The sequence below is a fragment of the Pseudoalteromonas sp. UBA2102 genome, assembly GCF_002331165.1.
Classification (GTDB): domain Bacteria; phylum Pseudomonadota; class Gammaproteobacteria; order Enterobacterales; family Alteromonadaceae; genus Pseudoalteromonas; species Pseudoalteromonas atlantica.
Map to the genome: position 1 here is coordinate 1 of NZ_DCYU01000129.1, position 15815 is coordinate 15815.

At 40.5% G+C, this 15815-nt stretch carries 13 protein-coding genes and 1 other RNA gene; 7 read left to right on the top strand and 7 right to left on the bottom strand.

What is annotated here, in order from left to right:
* Positions 1-80, bottom strand: an 80-nt coding sequence (locus tag B2R65_RS16980) for an aromatic amino acid transport family protein (protein WP_286744647.1), incomplete at its 3' end; no start/stop codon positions are given.
* 206 nt (positions 81-286) lie between these two features.
* On the opposite strand from B2R65_RS16980, the gene B2R65_RS16985 reads away from it, so the two are divergent.
* A complete protein-coding gene (locus B2R65_RS16985; protein ID WP_286744626.1) occupies positions 287-1174 on the top strand; it encodes a DMT family transporter in 888 nt (295 codons plus the stop codon).
* 13 nt (positions 1175-1187) lie between these two features.
* Here B2R65_RS16985 and B2R65_RS16990 read toward each other — a convergent pair whose 3' ends face one another.
* Positions 1188-2066, bottom strand: coding sequence for a flagellar protein MotY (locus tag B2R65_RS16990; protein ID WP_286744628.1), 879 nt, complete (start codon positions 2064-2066; stop codon positions 1188-1190).
* A 363-nt stretch (positions 2067-2429) separates the two neighbouring features.
* On the opposite strand from B2R65_RS16990, the gene rnt reads away from it, so the two are divergent.
* The gene (rnt, locus tag B2R65_RS16995; protein WP_286744630.1) at positions 2430-3122 is read left to right on the top strand and encodes a ribonuclease T; all 693 of its coding nucleotides are present in this window, start codon (positions 2430-2432) and stop codon (positions 3120-3122) included.
* Here the strand turns inward: rnt and B2R65_RS17000 are convergent.
* Entirely contained in the window at positions 3106-4731 is a 1626-nt protein-coding gene (locus B2R65_RS17000) for a DUF342 domain-containing protein (protein ID WP_054983045.1), read from the bottom strand. The genes rnt and B2R65_RS17000 overlap by 17 nt on opposite strands.
* Positions 4732-4997: 266 nt before the next feature.
* Between B2R65_RS17000 and ssrA the strand changes: the two genes are divergently transcribed.
* Positions 4998-5354, top strand: a transfer-messenger RNA (tmRNA) gene (gene ssrA, locus B2R65_RS17005).
* Between the two features lie 86 nt (positions 5355-5440).
* Here the strand turns inward: ssrA and B2R65_RS17010 are convergent.
* From B2R65_RS17010 to mnmC, 4 genes are all read right to left on the bottom strand, one after another.
* Entirely contained in the window at positions 5441-6508 is a 1068-nt protein-coding gene (locus B2R65_RS17010; RefSeq protein ID WP_286744634.1) for a hypothetical protein, read from the bottom strand.
* Positions 6509-6861: 353 nt separating this feature from the next.
* A complete protein-coding gene (locus tag B2R65_RS17015; protein WP_286744637.1) occupies positions 6862-7497 on the bottom strand; it encodes an SDR family oxidoreductase in 636 nt (211 codons plus the stop codon).
* Positions 7498-7666: 169 nt separating this feature from the next.
* Positions 7667-7990 carry a hypothetical protein gene (locus B2R65_RS17020; protein WP_286744638.1) on the bottom strand — a complete coding sequence of 108 codons (324 nt, stop codon included), beginning with the start codon at positions 7988-7990 and terminating at the stop codon, positions 7667-7669.
* A gap of 267 nt (positions 7991-8257) precedes the next feature.
* Positions 8258-10267 carry a bifunctional tRNA (5-methylaminomethyl-2-thiouridine)(34)-methyltransferase MnmC2/FAD-dependent 5-carboxymethylaminomethyl-2-thiouridine(34) oxidoreductase MnmC1 gene (mnmC, locus tag B2R65_RS17025; RefSeq protein WP_286744640.1) on the bottom strand — a complete coding sequence of 670 codons (2010 nt, stop codon included), beginning with the start codon at positions 10265-10267 and terminating at the stop codon, positions 8258-8260.
* Between the two features lie 181 nt (positions 10268-10448).
* Here mnmC and fabB point away from each other — a divergent pair, with 181 nt between their 5' ends.
* The 4 genes from fabB to B2R65_RS17045 form a co-directional block, all read left to right on the top strand.
* Entirely contained in the window at positions 10449-11663 is a 1215-nt protein-coding gene (gene fabB, locus B2R65_RS17030) for a beta-ketoacyl-ACP synthase I (RefSeq protein WP_004588393.1), read from the top strand.
* Between the two features lie 112 nt (positions 11664-11775).
* Positions 11776-12897: a 4-phosphoerythronate dehydrogenase gene (locus B2R65_RS17035; protein WP_286744641.1), complete on the top strand. Its 1122-nt coding sequence runs from the start codon at positions 11776-11778 to the stop codon at positions 12895-12897.
* 45 nt (positions 12898-12942) lie between these two features.
* On the top strand, positions 12943-13959 hold the full coding sequence (locus tag B2R65_RS17040) for an aspartate-semialdehyde dehydrogenase (protein WP_004588395.1): 1017 nt from the start codon (positions 12943-12945) through the stop codon (positions 13957-13959).
* Between the two features lie 352 nt (positions 13960-14311).
* On the top strand, positions 14312-15815 hold a 1504-nt coding region (locus B2R65_RS17045), incomplete at its 3' end, for a FimV/HubP family polar landmark protein (protein WP_286744645.1).

Genomic DNA, 15815 nt, shown 5'->3' on the forward strand with positions numbered 1-15815 from the left:
ATTGGCAATGCCAGCATACCTGCGCCTATGGTGGTGCCTGCAACAATTAACATGCTGCCTATTGTTTTATTTTTAAGCACTTAACTATCCTAAAATGTGTGAGAGGCACTCAAGATATAACTAGTTACTTAAAACATAAATAGTTTTGTAATAAATGCCGGTAAATAATAATGTAACTATGAATTTACAGCTGTATTTAGACGTTTATATATGTACTGCGTATTACTTTCGCGCGTATAATTTACTTTAATAGGGTTTCTACCTCCTCAGTGCAAAGGAATGGCGTGTGCCAGTTAAATTATCTTATTTACTACTTGTCATTATTTGGTGTACTACGCCTTTAGGTATTGTATGGAGCAGTGAAACTGTAGCACCAACCCTCGCCGTTTTAATGCGCATGATTATAGGCTTATTTGTTGCTGGGTTAATTGTTGCTATAGCCAATATTCGTGTACCTTGGAGCAAAAACGCGTGCACGTTATATGCATACTCCAGTTTGGGTATTTTTGGCGGTATGTCATTAAGTTACATGGCTGCTACCACAGTACCTTCAGGTATTATTTCATTAGTGTTTGGCCTTGCGCCTATTCTCTCTGGCTTTTTAGCACAAAGGTTACTTAATGAGCCTAAATTTAGCCCTATTAAATTAATAGCGCTGAGCTGTGCATTAATAGGCCTTTATTTTGTAAGTTATAACCAGCTACAAGCCTCACAAACTCAGGGCATAGGGCTGATGTATGTGTTATTGGCCGTTACTTTATTTAGTCTCAGTGGGGTGATGATCAAACGTGTAAAAATTGCTATTCATCCGATGGCAACCACTTTTGGAGCGCTGGTTTTTGTTACTCCTTTATTTGGACTGTTGTGGTGGCTGGTAGATGGGCAAATAAGTATGGATTATTGGAGTGCTCGCTCGTTATGGAGTATTGCGTATTTAGGTATTTTTGGCTCGATTGTAGGGGCTTTAGCGTATTTTCATGTATTACAAAAGTTAAACGCCAGTACTGTAGCATTAAGTAGTTTAATTACACCTAGTTTTGCATTAGCGCTAGGCGCATTACTTAATAACGAGCCTTTAAGTCAGGAGCTTATTATAGGAGCCATAATTATATTTTTGAGCCTAACGTTTTTTCAGTTTGGCGATAAGCTCATAAAGCGGCGCAGCGGTGGCTAGCAGTTTAAGGCGGTTACATTTTTGCTATTTGAATAATTAAACGACGGTTTTTATTTCGCCCTAAAATATTTTCGTTAGTATCAACAAAACGTTTTTCACCTAGGCCTGTGGTTTCTACTTTGCCCTCATCAACCCCTAAGCTGATCATATAATCTTTTATAGCTTTAGCACGCTTACGCGATAAATCTAAGTTATTCCAACGGCCACCGTAACTATCGGTATACGAATCAATACTTATAGACTCAATACTGGTATCATTTTTTAAATACTCAGCAATTTTATCTAAGCGCTTTTGCGACTCTTTAGTGAGCTTGCTGCTATTTGATTGGTAGTTCATTACAGTAAATGAAATATCTTCAAAGCTGTATGGTAAAAGCTCATCGCGGCACTGTAAAAACGCCCAGTAGGCTTGCTTAAAATTAACGCTTGAAATACCAACGGCAATTTTGTCGGCACTATTTTGCCAGTCTTGGTAGTAAAAGGTAGGATGAAACCCTTTTTCAAGTTCAGTTAGCATTTCCCATGCGGTTTTATTACCAAGCTCACCATCAAACTTTTTAAGTAACTTCATCGTGGTTATATCACGCGCGGGCAGGCCTGAACGCCATGCTGGTGGCACCGCCTTTAAACCGGCTATATCGTAATTGTCGGGGCGCACAACCATATCTAGATTAAAAGTTAGGTTTTTGTTTTTACTAGCCGATGCCTTAAATATGGCCTCACCGTAGTAGGGCACTTCGTGGTTTAATTGGCACTGTAAGCGCGTTGTTTTTAAAACTTCCCAATTGGAGTTATCTTGATTTGCGCTGTATTGGCGCATAGCCGCTTGCGATGAATAACTCATCAAGGCGGTGCCAAGGCTTACGCTAATAAAAAACAACTTACACTTCATAAAACGCTCCGGTTAATCTACTAAGCCAATATTTTGGCGTACGGCTAAAGTAGGGCTCTATACCAACTTAATTAAAAACATAATCTTCGTATCGTATTAAATAGCCCGCTCACTGCGTTAAACTTACTGATGTAAAACAAAGCTATAAATAATTTTCGCCTTGTTATTGCGCTATTTTCTAGGCGCCATACTAGTATCCGTAATTTAATGCGATGGGAATTAATAACAGCCAATACAATTAGCAGTTATTTAAAAGCAAATAGCATGCCTACAATATATTAATTAAATAATTTATAAAGCCCTAGCCGAGTAGCCCCCAATTTTGACATAATAGTGAGCTTATCCTCATAAACCAAGAAGACTATGGCAAATACTGAGCAAACACTTTTCGCACAACGCTTTCGCGGCTTTTTTCCTGTTGTTATTGATGTAGAAACCGCCGGCTTTAATAAAGAAACCGACGCCTTACTTGAAATTGCCGTATCAATTTTAAAAATGGATGACGAAGGGTTACTCAGCATAGATCATACCGTTCATTTTCATGTAGAGCCTTTTGAAGGCGCTAATATTGAACAAGCCGCAATTGAATTTAACGGCATAGATCCGTTTAGCCCGTTGCGCGGCGCTGTACCAGAAGACGAAGCAATTAAAGAAATTTGTAAAGCAGTACGTAAAGCGCAAAAAGCTGCTGGGTGTCAACGCTCAGTTGTAGTGGCACATAATGCCGCTTTTGATCATGGCTTTTTAAATGCAGCCATTGAGCGTAACAATATTAAGCGTACGCCATTTCATCCATTTGTGAGTTTCGACACAACCTCGCTTGCAGGGTTAGCTTTAGGGCAAACGGTACTAGCTAAAGCATGTAGAGCCGCGGGGATTGAGTTTGATAACAGCCAAGCACACTCGGCACTTTACGATACAGAACGCACAGCAGGACTATATTGTTTAATAGTAAACCGTTGGCAAGAACTAGGGGGCTGGCCACTAGCGCCACTACCTGAAAGTGACGCCCAAGAAACTGAAAACACCGAAGAGGATACTAAAACGACTGAGTGATTTTTCCCTCAGAAAGTTTTACTAAGTGGGGTGGGTAAATACGCGAAAACTGTTTTGTGTCTTTTGCTATTTTAAGCTCCACACCTGGGTGCATTATTTCGTTAATTTTAAGTCGGCTAGTTGCCAATAGCTGAGAAATTTTTTGCTTCACCAATCTTTTTTGACGTTGTACGTGCATAGCGCGGGTTTTTATATGCTGCTCATTAGCGGCAATTTTATCTAGTAGCTGTTGGCGTTGAGCTGCAACTGGAATTTTTATCGCTTTTTCTTTAGCTTGTTTAAGTGCAGATGTTTTACTTGCTAATACTTTTTCAAAATCAATTATTTGAGACTGCTTTGAGCGCAGTTCATGCCAGTTTTGAGCTAAAAACACACGGGTCTTAGTCCCTGCCGGCGCACCTAGCTCACCTGTTTCTATACGCATAGCATCAAGAATATTCCCCCCAATTATTTTGCCGCGAGGGTTACCTGCTTTACCCACACGTATTAAGCGCCTTGCACTTAAATTACAATGCAATGCTTGGCGTTCTATAAATAAATCTTGCGCACTTTTAATATTACAGTACTGGGCATAGCCAATAGAAATAGTTCGCTGGGCAGAAATTTCACACGTAAATGCTTCTTCATTTTCACGCTTACGGCCAATAGCGCCGAGCATAATAGTTACCGCGCTTTGGCTTTCAATCGTGCCTGATTCTACAAACCCTAATACAGTAATATCGCCATTGGCTTTAACCCGCATACCATCTTTTACATCACCAGATATAATTACACTGCCATCAAAATCAACGTGGCCTGTACTTACATCTACATTATGAAAACACAAAACATCGTCAACCCGCATGCCTCTAGGTAAGGCCACAGGGACACCTTTACAATCGGCAATGAGCATGTTTGGGTTATTAGGGTCTATTTTTGTGCCTTCAAAGGGCTGTAATTGATGTTCTTTACCAGGCGTTGCCTTGATCATATCGCCAAAAACCGTATAGCCATCTTCACCTGGAGTAGCTGCTACTCGCTGCATTAAAGGGGTGCCGGGCTTTACCGTAATAATCGCGCCAAGGTCTTTCATATCGACCTTGCCACCTTCTTTTGCTTGGGGGCTAAGTACGCGGTCTTGCGCTGTAGAGCAAAGGCGAACAAACCTCGCATCACTACCTTCTTTAGGGTTTCGGCCATGAGCCACAATAGCGCTGTATGATGTACCTGCAGGGTGAGAAAACTGCTGACCTAAAAACGTATCAAGTGCGCGAGGGCTAATGCCTTTTTTTACACCGGCTTTAACTAAAGCTGCTTGAGCTGCCTCCATTGAGAGTAATGCGCCGCCTTTGGCCGTGGTAAGCGTAGCCTCTGCAACCATGTTTTTTTCATCAACGTTAATAACAATGCTCGCGTCCGTGGCTTTGGCAATTACTAATGATTCTTGCTGATAATTTTTACTCGGTGAAAATAACTTACCAATATTGCCAGAGAGTACTTCAAACTCGCAATAATCTGACTGTTCAAGCAGCTCAATAAGTTGAGCACTCGTTACCGGAAATCCATTATCAATAGGGTGTGCAGATAACGCCAGCTCACCCGTTTGTTCATTAAATAAAAAAACCGACATTTATAAATTCCCTACGTAATATGCCTGTTATTATGATTATTACTTTTACTACTAAAGCCTTATAGCTAGTGTAAAATTTAACTCCTTATTTGAGCACAACTTGACCGGTATGTTAAGTAAATGTTCAGTATTTGTTTGCTTTTTTACAAACTTGTGCTTGTTTACTGTTCAGTTGATTCAGTTAGCTAAAATAAAAGTGTCACACCCCTTGAGTATCAGTCGTTTACTCAGTTATACTGCCCTTACTGAAAGAAATTCATATTTCAGGGGCTGATTAGGATTCGACGGAATTCAAGAAGCCTGAGGTGCATGTCGAGGTGCGGTTTGCCTCGTAAAAAAGCCGCAATTTAAAGTAATCGCAAACGACGATAACTACTCTCTAGCAGCTTAGGCTGGCTAGCGCTCCTTCCATGTATTCTTGTGGACTGGATTTTGGAGTGTCACCCTAACACCTGATCGCGACGGAAACCCTGGCCGGGGTTGAAGCGTTAAAACTAAGCGGCCTCGCCTTTATCTACCGTGTTTGTCCGGGATTTAAAGGTTAATTAAATGACAATACTAAACATGTAGTACCGACGGTCGAGGCTTTTCGGACGGGGGTTCAAATCCCCCCAGCTCCACCAATACAGGTATTTAAGTTCGTTACTTAAAAACCATAAAAAACCGCCAATTTGAGCAATCAGATTGGCGGTTTTTTTATGGTTTTAATTTATTCTGTGCTTGGAGCGGCTAGCTTCATTTTTATCGACCTTACTTTCATTTTAATACTAATAATAATAAGCGTTAAAAACGACATTAAGCTAATTAGTAGAGTTAAATCTAATATCGGTGACTTGGCGAGTTGTGTGTTTGTAGGCGTGACGGGCAAAGCGTCAGGCTTATTTTGTTGTTGCCTAATGTAGCTTTGGCTTATCCAATCAACGGCGTTTATCCATTGAATTTTATCAGGGTTATCATTACCAAGCTTGCTCATTACATGGGCGTCGTTATTAAGCGATTTAGCAAGGTTAATTAATTGCTCCCAAAATACATGTTCAGTGCCTAGCGCATCTATTTCTTGTAGGTGCTGCTTTAACCTTTCTGCGCCCATGCTGTTTATATTTGGTTGCTTTAGAATTTTTGCGTAACTGTTTATATGCGTTGAAAAACGAGCAAAATAGCTATCAATTTTTTGCTGCGCCCCTTGGTTAAGCTCATCTGTGTTGTGGGTGTTAGGCAAGGTGACTTCTGGGTGCTTTTTTTGATTTGCTAAGTACTGCTTATAATGAACGTAATTTAATGTTGTTGAGGGCGAAGCTGATGAGCTGTCTATCATACTCATTTTGAGTGTGTTAAAGCTTATTACTGCTGAGCAAATAAGGCAGATGAATAATAAGCTATAACAAAAAAACAATGCGCTTTGCAGTGCTAATTTGGGCAAGGCGGTTGGGCTATTTATGCCGGACTTTTTAATGCTGGTTATTGTATTAGCTATGTTTTTTACCGCAGGCTCATTGTGAGCAACAACCAGTTTAGTACCCGCGGCACTTTGGGGTGCCCTTACACTTGCGTGCGGTTCTACTTTGGTGATTAAACCAAAACTTTTTAGTTTAGATTCTGTTTTAACTGCATCAATACTCGATAGGTCTTTGACGAGTGCGTAGGCTCGGCCATCAAATAACTTTACAGCGACATTATGGGGAATTTTTAAAAACTGACAGAGTTGCTCTTGTACGGTACTAATGTCAGCATTTTGGTGTAACTGACCATTAAAAATAATTTTAAATGAGGCGCTCACGCTATGTCCTTATTCGTGCAACTTCCATTGAGGAATTTTTATTATTGTTTTAACACGCTGTTAATTTACCAGATAAAATAAGGGGTTTCTAGTATTTAGCCTTATTAAACTAGTAAAAAAGCCTGAACAAAATTTACTCTGTTGAATTTTTAACGCATTGTTTTATCGTGATTTTAGTGGAAGTGCTTGTTTTTCATGTTGTTTTATTAGGAACACGGTGTGTGGGCTTTTATAAAGCGATTTAAACGTGTTGTTTACATTTAATAAATATAGTGAAGCAAGGGAGGGCGCGTGCGATTTAGCATTTAAATACGTTGCCCTTTGCAAGGGGTTTACAAAGGGCAACCAGGTGTTTATTTTACAGCTGCTTTAATGGGCGTTTCACCGTTAAATAGTTCAAAAACGCGGTTGCCATTAAATGCGTTAGTAGCAATATGTAATAGGGCATTGGCAACGTTTTCGCGGCTAATTTTAGCTTTGGAACGATCGTTTGGACGTTCGGTGGTTACTTTCATTGAGGCGCTTTCATCGGTCAGCCCACCTGGGCGCACTATGGTGTAGTTTAAGCCACTGTTGATAAGGTGCTCATCGGCCATATGTTTGGAAACTAAGTAAGGTTTTAAGTCACTTTCTATTGTGTCTGGATCGTCAGCGCCAATAGAGCTAATCATAATAAAATGCTTTACGCCATGCTCTTTAGCATACGTTGCTGCTTTGGTGGCTGCCCATAAATCAATAAGCACGGTTTTATCTGTGCCTGTACTTCCGCCCGAGCCAGCAGCAAAAATAACTTGATCGCAATCTTTTAGCGCACCAGAAAAATCTCCTTCGAGATCTTGCTCAACAATAGTTAAAAATGGACTATCTAAATCATCTAACTTACTTTTATCACGCACTAATGCAGATACATTTTGCTCATTGTTTAAAAGCAACTTGGTTGCCATTTTACCAATTTGCCCGCTAGCGCCAATAATTAGGGTCTTACTCATAATTAATTCCTTCTCAATTTAGTGTAAAGGTACTTAGTACAAATAGACCTTGGGGTAGGCATTCGTTTTTAAAGGGTAAAACGCTGTTTTTCTCTACAAAGGGGTTATTTAAAAGTAAATAAAAATTGAGTCTGAACTGAGCATGAAAATTAGCCGCTTTTTACTGTGTTTATTCAATCATTATGCTGACTTCAGTAACATAATTATGATGGTATAAACTGATGCGAACAGCATGGTTTTGGTAGTTATAGTAAAGGGTGCGGTAGCTATTATCGCCTTTGCTGTTAATGGGGTCACCAAGGGCCTGCTGATAAAATTCAGAAATAGCATCAATAGAAGCAGCTAAATACCCTGTTCTAACCAGCGGGTATTCGCCAGTTACATCCATGGTGGTGATGAATTCTTCAGGTAAGGGGATGGCGGTTACGTCTTGGCTAAATGTGTTAAACGATAAAGCGGCGAGTAATGTTACAGCACAAGTTAAAGCTTTCATTGTGATCCTTTTATTGATACCCATCCGCATTCATGCATATGGTGCGCATTGGTTATATAATACCAGTGCGCAATAATACTTAATTATTTTGCGGTGCTAACCGTGTCGCTACCTTTTAAAAAATTCTTATTTGGAACAACTCAATAGCGAACTTTTTTCTTAGCCATCAACAGGTTTTTCCAGCCTCAAAATTGAGCACTTAATTAAGCGGATTGGTATAAATTCCTTTTATAGTTATTATTTTACGCAAAAAATGAATGATGTCATTTAAATTTTATTTCGTATTAAATCACGAACTATAAAACGCGCAGGGTGAATGGCCTGGCTTACACGCTCGCTGAGTGGGCGTGGTTCATTATTTAACGTGCTAATAAAGTGCTCGCTTAATAACGGTGCGCTGCATAATGCGCGCGCTCCAAATCCGGTAAAAATATGTAAGCCTTGTTGTGGCTTGCATAGAGGTGAGTATTGATAGCGTTTACCTAGGCGTAAATTAGCAAAGGCGGTGCTGTAATCGCTTTGCTCACACCATTGTCCTGCCATTGGTAAGTGATCTATAAACGTGCAGCGCACAGCTGCTTTAGCACAGGTAATGTCACCTAATGTGGTGGCAAAGTCGCTTTGATGGTAAAAGCTAAGTAGTTGCTCATGGTTTAGCTGGTTGTCTTTTTCTGTAACGGCGCGACTTTTTGTGTTTTTTTCAAATGTAGCGCCCATACAGTGTTTACCTAAATAGGCGGGGGTAAAATAACCTTTATGGCACAACACGGTTTTAAGCTGCTTAGATTGTTCACTCGCTTGAATATGCGATACTTGACCACGTACCCCTACAATAGGTAATGCGTTTGTTTGTTCAAACGCATCGCTATGCTCACCTGCACATATTATTACATCACTAAAAGGGCCATATTGGGTATGCTCGTGGGTTAAATACCAGCCTGCATCGGTTTTAGTAAGCTGCTGTATATGGCAATTAAAATAGCTATTAATAGGGTAAAGGCTATTGGCCGCTTTTAGCATTGCCTCAACTAGCTGGGGTGGGTTTACCCAACCGCCTTGCTCAAAATAAACGCCGGGGTAGCCGGTTTTTACGCCCGCCAGTTTATCTCCTTGCTCTACAGTTACATTGCGCATTAAGGCTTGAGGCCATAACTGTTTTTGTTCTAAGTTTTGATGTTTATCGGCAAGAGGCTTTTTTACCGCATGTTGCAGTACACCGCACCAGCTATAATCAAAATTAAAGCCGTTTTTTAGTAGTTGCTGGTAACTGCGTTTAGCGTATAAAAAGCTGTGCGCAAATAATTCACTATGAGGTGAGTTTTTAGCTTGCAGATGGGGGTAAACCGCGCCTTGTACGTTATGCGAAGCGCCCATAGCTGGTTTTTCATCTTGACAAAATAGGCTACTTTTAATGCCACGCTTAGCCAAACTGTGCAAAATACAGCTACTCGCAATCCCACCGCCAATTACAGCAACATGCTCTAGTTTGGCAGGGGGTTGTTCAAAGTACGGGGGTGATGACTGTGCACTATTAGCGTGTGCTAATTGGCCTATCAGCATTTCGCGTTTACGGCCAAAGCCTTTCGCTTTTTGCATGCTAAAGCCTGCAGCTATTAAGCCTCGGCGTACAAAGCCTGCAGCGGTAAATGTGGCAAGTGTTGCATGCTTGCGCGATATATCAACCATGGCATTAAACACACTTTGTTGCCACATGTCAGGGTTTTTACTTGGTGCAAAGCCATCTAAAAACCACGCATCGACCACCCCTGATTGCGGGTAGCTCACTGCATTTATTGAATCAAGCACGTCGCCAAAATACAAATCAAGAATAACTTGGCCGTTATTAAATTCTATGCGATGACAGCCGCCTAAATTTATAGGGTAGTGCGTTATTAATTCGTCACTAAGCTTGTTTAATGTTGGCCACGCTTGCAGTGCTTTTTTTAGATCATCAGCATTAAGCGGGTATTTTTCAAACGAAATAAAATGCAATCGCTTAACCCGTTTGTCTACTTGATTTTCAACTTGTTGATTGGCAAGGTGGTCATTAAAGTGTTGCCATGCATTTAAAAAGTTTAAACCAGTACCAAAACCGGTTTCGGCAATAACAAAATGCGTTTGGTCATGATTTTGTAACCGCGCCTGTATATTGTTTTGTTGATAAAACACGTAATGCGATTCAGCAAGGCCGTCGTCATTAGAAAAATAAACATCGTCAAAGTTATCGGCTACCGGTGTGCCTACTTCATTAAAGTGTATTTGGGCGTTTTTTATCATGACTTATTAAATTTTTAGACAGTATTTTTTAATTATTTTACGGGTTTTCTTTGAAATAGTCTGGCGTTATTTATAAGCTATTAAATTCAGAGTACAGGTGTACGCTAGAAAGCTGACCACTTAACACCAAAAAACAGCGTAAAATACACAGTAATTTAGTATCAAGCTAAGGGAATTACCCATGAGAAGAGCCGTAATTACGGGTATCGGTGTTGTATCAAGCATCGGTAATAACAAACAAGAAGTATTAGAGTCACTAAAAGCGGGTAAAAGCGGTATTGCTTTTAACCAAGAATTTGCCGATTACAACTTACGCAGTAATGTGTCGGGCAAAATTGATATTGATGTTAAAGAACACGTAGACCGTAAAGCAATGCGCTTTATGGGTGATGCTGCTGCTTACTCTTATATTTCTATGAAGCAAGCAATTGAAGATGCTGGCTTATCTGATGAGCAAGTATCTAATGAGCGCACGGGTTTATTAGTTGGCTCTGGTGGTGGCTCTTCAAAGTGGCAAGTAGAAGCGGCCGATATTTTGCGCGAAAAAGGCGTAAAGCGTGTAGGTCCTTATATGGTTCCGCGTACGATGGCAAGCACGACATCGGCTTGTTTAGCAACGCCATTTAAAATTAAAGGCGTTAACTATTCTATAAGTTCTGCGTGTGCAACATCTGCACATTGTATTGGCCACGCTGTTGAGCAAATTCAATTAGGCAAGCAAGATGTTATTTTTGCCGGTGGTGGTGAAGAGCTCCACTGGACTCTTGCAATGGAATTTGACGCAATGGGCGCGTTATCTACCAAATATAATGAAACACCAGAAAAAGCATCTCGTACGTACGATGCAAACCGCGATGGTTTTGTTATTTCTGCTGGTGGCGGTATTGTTGTAGTAGAAGAGCTTGAGCATGCACTTGCTCGTGGCGCACATATTTACGCAGAAATTGTAGGCTACGGTGCTACATCTGATGGCTACGACATGGTAGCACCTTCAGGTGAAGGCGCAGTACGCTGTATGCGCCAAGCAATGCAAGGCGTTGATACACCAATTGATTATTTAAACACGCACGGTACATCTACGCCAGTAGGGGATGTTAAAGAGCTAGGCGCTATTCAAGAAGTATTTGGTGGTAACTCGCCGCTTATTAGTGCGACTAAATCATTAACGGGTCACGCACTAGGTGCTGCGGGTGTTCACGAAGCTATTTTCTCAATTTTAATGATGGAAAACGACTTTGTAGCGCCATCTATTAACGTAGATGAGCTAGATGAGCAAGCACAAGGCCTTAACATTGTAACTGAGCGCCGTGATGCACAGCTTAATACTGTTATGTCTAATAGCTTTGGTTTTGGTGGTACAAACGCCACATTAGTTATGAGCAAATATAAAGGTTAATTCGTTTTCTCTTTATAGTGATTAAAAGCCGAGCATTGCTCGGCTTTTTAGTTTGTGTAATGGCTCGGTTGTTCGTTACAATAGCGCCTCATTTTGCCATACGGACTCCCCAATGAAGATTCTTGCCGATCAAAACATGCCTTTAGTTGAGCAGTATTTTGCAGACTTTGGTGAGGTAACGCGCTTTGATGGACGAAACTTAACACCCGATGCGTTAATTGATGTTGATGTATTACTTACGCGTTCGGTTACTAAAGTAAACAGTGACTTGCTTGCCCACGCTAATAAATTAAGCTTTGTAGGTACCGCCACTATTGGTGTTGATCATATAGATACACAGTTACTAAACGATAAAGGCATTGCCTTTAGTAGTGCCCCAGGTTGCAATGCAGTGGCGGTGGCTGAGTATGTAATAAGTAGCTTGTTTGCTTTAAGCCAAGAAAACGCAGCCCCTTTAAGTGGTCAAACAATAGGTATTGTTGGGGTGGGTAACATTGGCAGCTGTTTAGCACAAAAACTAAAAACACTTAATGTTGATGTTTTATTATGTGACCCAATTAAACATGAGCAGGGCTTATTAGCCGAGCATGTTGAGCTTGACGAACTACTTGAGCGCGTAGATGCGGTTACCTTTCATGTACCGCTGATTAAAACCGGTGAGCACAAAACGCATCATTTAATTGATGAAAAACGCCTTAAAGCGTTAAAGCCTGGGTTAGCAGTTATAAATGCGAGCCGTGGAGAAGTAATTGATAATCAAGCTTTGTTATCGGTTATGGAGCAAGGGGCAGACTTAGATTTGGTTTTGGATGTTTGGGAAAACGAGCCTAACATTTTAATTCCATTGCTTGATCATGTGCGCTATGCCAGCGTGCACATTGCTGGCCATACCCTTGAAGGAAAAGCCCGCGGTACACAAATGCTGTACCAAGCATTGTGTAAATTAAAAGGCGTAACCGCAGAAAAATCTCTTGCTGATTTTTTACCACAACCTGCTGTTACAAGCCTAAGTTTACAAAGCAGCTTTACTGAGGCTGATATTGCGCGTTTAGTGCATTTAATTTACGACGTACGCCGTGATGATGGCATTTTGCTGCGCAACTTAGCAAAAGACGGGTTTGATAGTTTACGTAAAAACTACCCAGTCAGGCGTGAGTTTAGCACTTTAACGGTAAAAGGGAGTGCACAGCATACAGATGCACTCGCTCAGCTTGGCTTTAACACCGCAAACTAATTTAACTAGTAGTGTTGTTTTAACACTGCTTAAAGAGGATAAAATATGTCGCAAAAATATAACGTTGCTGTACTTGGCGCTACAGGCTTAGTAGGTCGTCAAATTATTGAAACCCTGGAAGATCGTAAATTTCCGGTAGACCAACTTTTTTTATTAGCCAGTAGCCGCAGCGCAGGTGAAGACATAAAGTTTCGTGGTGAAACCATTGAAGTGCAAGACGTAGAAGGCTTTGACTTTAGCCAAGCACACATAGGTTTGTTTTCAGCTGGTGGCAGTGTATCAGAAAAATACGCGCCAATTGCAGCCGATGCGGGCTGTGTTGTAATTGATAACACCTCACATTTTAGAAATGATTTTGAAGTACCGCTAGTGGTACCAGAAGTTAATGCAGCAAGCCTTGAAGACTTTAGAAATCGCAATATTATTGCAAACCCTAACTGCTCTACTATTCAAATGATGCTAGCGCTTAAACCAATTTACGATGCTTATGGTATTGACCGCATTAATGTATCTACATACCAAGCTGTATCTGGTGCAGGCAAAGAAGCCGTAGATGAACTAGCAAAGCAAACAGCTAATTTAATGAATGCTCGCCCAATGGAAAACGAAATTTTTCCTAAGCAAATTGCATTTAACGTTATCCCTCAAATAGATACCTTTGAAGATAACGGCTACACGCGCGAAGAAATGAAAATGGTAAACGAAACGCATAAAATTTTGGGTGATACCACTATTGCTGTTAACCCAACCTGTGTACGTGTACCGGTATTTTTTGGCCACTCTGAGTCAATCAACATTGAAACACGCATGCCGTATGACTTTGAGCACGTTAAACAGCTTTTAAATGATGCACCAGGAGTCGAGCTCATTGAAGATGAGGGCGATTACCCAACCGCGGTTTCAGATGCCAGTGGTAATGATACAGTTTACGTAGGCCGCTTACGCGCCGATATTTCGCACCCTCATGGTTTAAATATGTGGGTTGTAAGTGATAACACCCGCAAAGGGGCTGCCACTAATAGTGTGCAAATAGCGGAAGAGTTAATCGCTAACTACTTATAAATACCCGCTAACATTGCGTGTAAATTAAGCGGCAAACTTTTATAGTTTGCCGCTTTTGTATTTAAGGGAGCCAAATTATTGCCGCTTAGCGTTGCTACTAAACTAAACGCCTTGATCTATCACGATAAAATAGTATTAAGAATAAAGTTTTAAGGTATTTATTTTCAAAGCGTTGCAATGGATATTAGGCCGCAACTGGTTTATAGTTTGTAACTGGAATAGAGCTTGCAATAAAAATAGATTGTAATAACAAATGTAGATCAGCTATTTGGCTGGTTACGGCAAGAATAATTAATGTTGAGCAGCTAAATAAATAGCAAAGCATTTAACATTTACACATTAAAGGATCAGCATGCGCGGTTTAGCTTCACTTATTATATTAGCGTCTGCATTGGTAGTAACTCCAATTTACTCTCAAGACAGCACCCAATTAAAGGGGCCAAAAGGCGCTGACTATGGTGCGCAAGGGCGATCAATAGGGCCTATAAAGCCAACCGATACACTATGGCGTATTGCTGCCAAAGTACGCCCAGATAACTCAGTTAGTATTTACCAAGTTATGCAGGCCTTGTATAACAAAAACCCTAATTCTTTTTTAGAACAAAACCTAAACCACATGCAAAGTGGTGCATATTTAAAAATACCCACTTTAGCGGAAATTAGACGCGTAAATCCACAGCTTGCTAAACAACGCTCAGAGCAAGATGACGCGCTATGGGAAAAAAAGAAAAATGGCACACTAACCACCAGTGAAATTAATGCCGCGCAAACTAAAGTAACACAAGCTCGTAAAGCCGATGTTGACGACGCTAAAAAAGAAATCCAAAAAGAATTAAATGAAATAAAAACCCAGCAAGGTAATAAGCTTGTAGAGCTGCAGCAGCAATTTAAAAGCTCGGTTAATAATGTAGAAGAAATATTAGCTGAGAATAATAATCTCAAAAAACAATTGTCGGGTATTTCAAAAGAGCTTGCCAATGTAAAAGAACAGCTAGGTCAAGACAGCGAAATTCAAAAACAGCTAAAAGAGCTAATAGAAAAACAAAACGAAATAATAGCTCAGCAAAAAGTGCAAGAAGTACCAAAAGAAGAACCTTTTAACCTAGGCGCTTTAATGTCTAACCCACTTGTACTTATTTTATTAATGACCATTCCTGCGTTATTAATTATTTTTGCTGTGGTGATGTTTTTACGAAAGCGTGCCAACAAAGACGAAGAAACTCAAGATGACGATGATTTTCTGCCACAAACGCCCAGCTTTACCGAAGACGAGCCGCAAAGTAATGATGCGTTAGACGATCCAATCATTCCTGACCCTCTTGATGATTTAGATATTCAACTAGATGACAATCATAGCAACGATATTTTGCCAGAGGATGATATTGCATTTGATGATTCTCTCGATGATGCGTTAGACGATGAATTTTCTGATTCAGAAAACTTGCTCGATCAAGACGAATTAGAAAGCCTATTAAGTGATGATATTGTTTTTGATGACGAAGGCAGTGAAGGGGACGAGTTAGACGTTTTCATGCAGCAAGGCTTTGATGAACCTGTAGATGATAAACAAGATGATGAAATTGACCTTGATTTAGATGATACAAAAGATTCGGACGATATTTTAAGCAGTGACGACCTAGACGATTTATTTGACGAGGACGATAGCCTGCCTGAAATTGACTTGCCTGAGGTTGAGCAACCTACCGCGGATAGCAGCTTAGAAAGTAATGATGAGTTGGCCGCCTTAAGCGAAGAGCTTGCCCAAGAAGAGGATGATGACTTTGATATTGATGAATTATTAGATCAACAAGCTGATACAGAATCACCAAAAGACGATGACTTTGATTTAGACGACA

Bases quoted from the DNA above. Each gene is read 5' to 3' on its own strand.
- B2R65_RS17020 (WP_286744638.1), bottom strand. From the start codon at position 7,990: ATGAAAGCTTTAACTTGTGCTGTAACATTACTCGCCGCTTTATCGTTT.
- B2R65_RS16990 (WP_286744628.1), bottom strand. From the start codon at position 2,066: ATGAAGTGTAAGTTGTTTTTTATTAGCGTAAGCCTTGGCACCGCCTTG.
- B2R65_RS17015 (WP_286744637.1), bottom strand. From the start codon at position 7,497: ATGAGTAAGACCCTAATTATTGGCGCTAGCGGGCAAATTGGTAAAATG.
- B2R65_RS17035 (WP_286744641.1), top strand. From the start codon at position 11,776: ATGAAGATTCTTGCCGATCAAAACATGCCTTTAGTTGAGCAGTATTTT.
- fabB (WP_004588393.1), top strand. From the start codon at position 10,449: ATGAGAAGAGCCGTAATTACGGGTATCGGTGTTGTATCAAGCATCGGT.
- B2R65_RS17040 (WP_004588395.1), top strand. From the start codon at position 12,943: ATGTCGCAAAAATATAACGTTGCTGTACTTGGCGCTACAGGCTTAGTA.
- mnmC (WP_286744640.1), bottom strand. From the start codon at position 10,267: ATGATAAAAAACGCCCAAATACACTTTAATGAAGTAGGCACACCGGTA.
- rnt (WP_286744630.1), top strand. From the start codon at position 2,430: ATGGCAAATACTGAGCAAACACTTTTCGCACAACGCTTTCGCGGCTTT.
- B2R65_RS17000 (WP_054983045.1), bottom strand. From the start codon at position 4,731: ATGTCGGTTTTTTTATTTAATGAACAAACGGGTGAGCTGGCGTTATCT.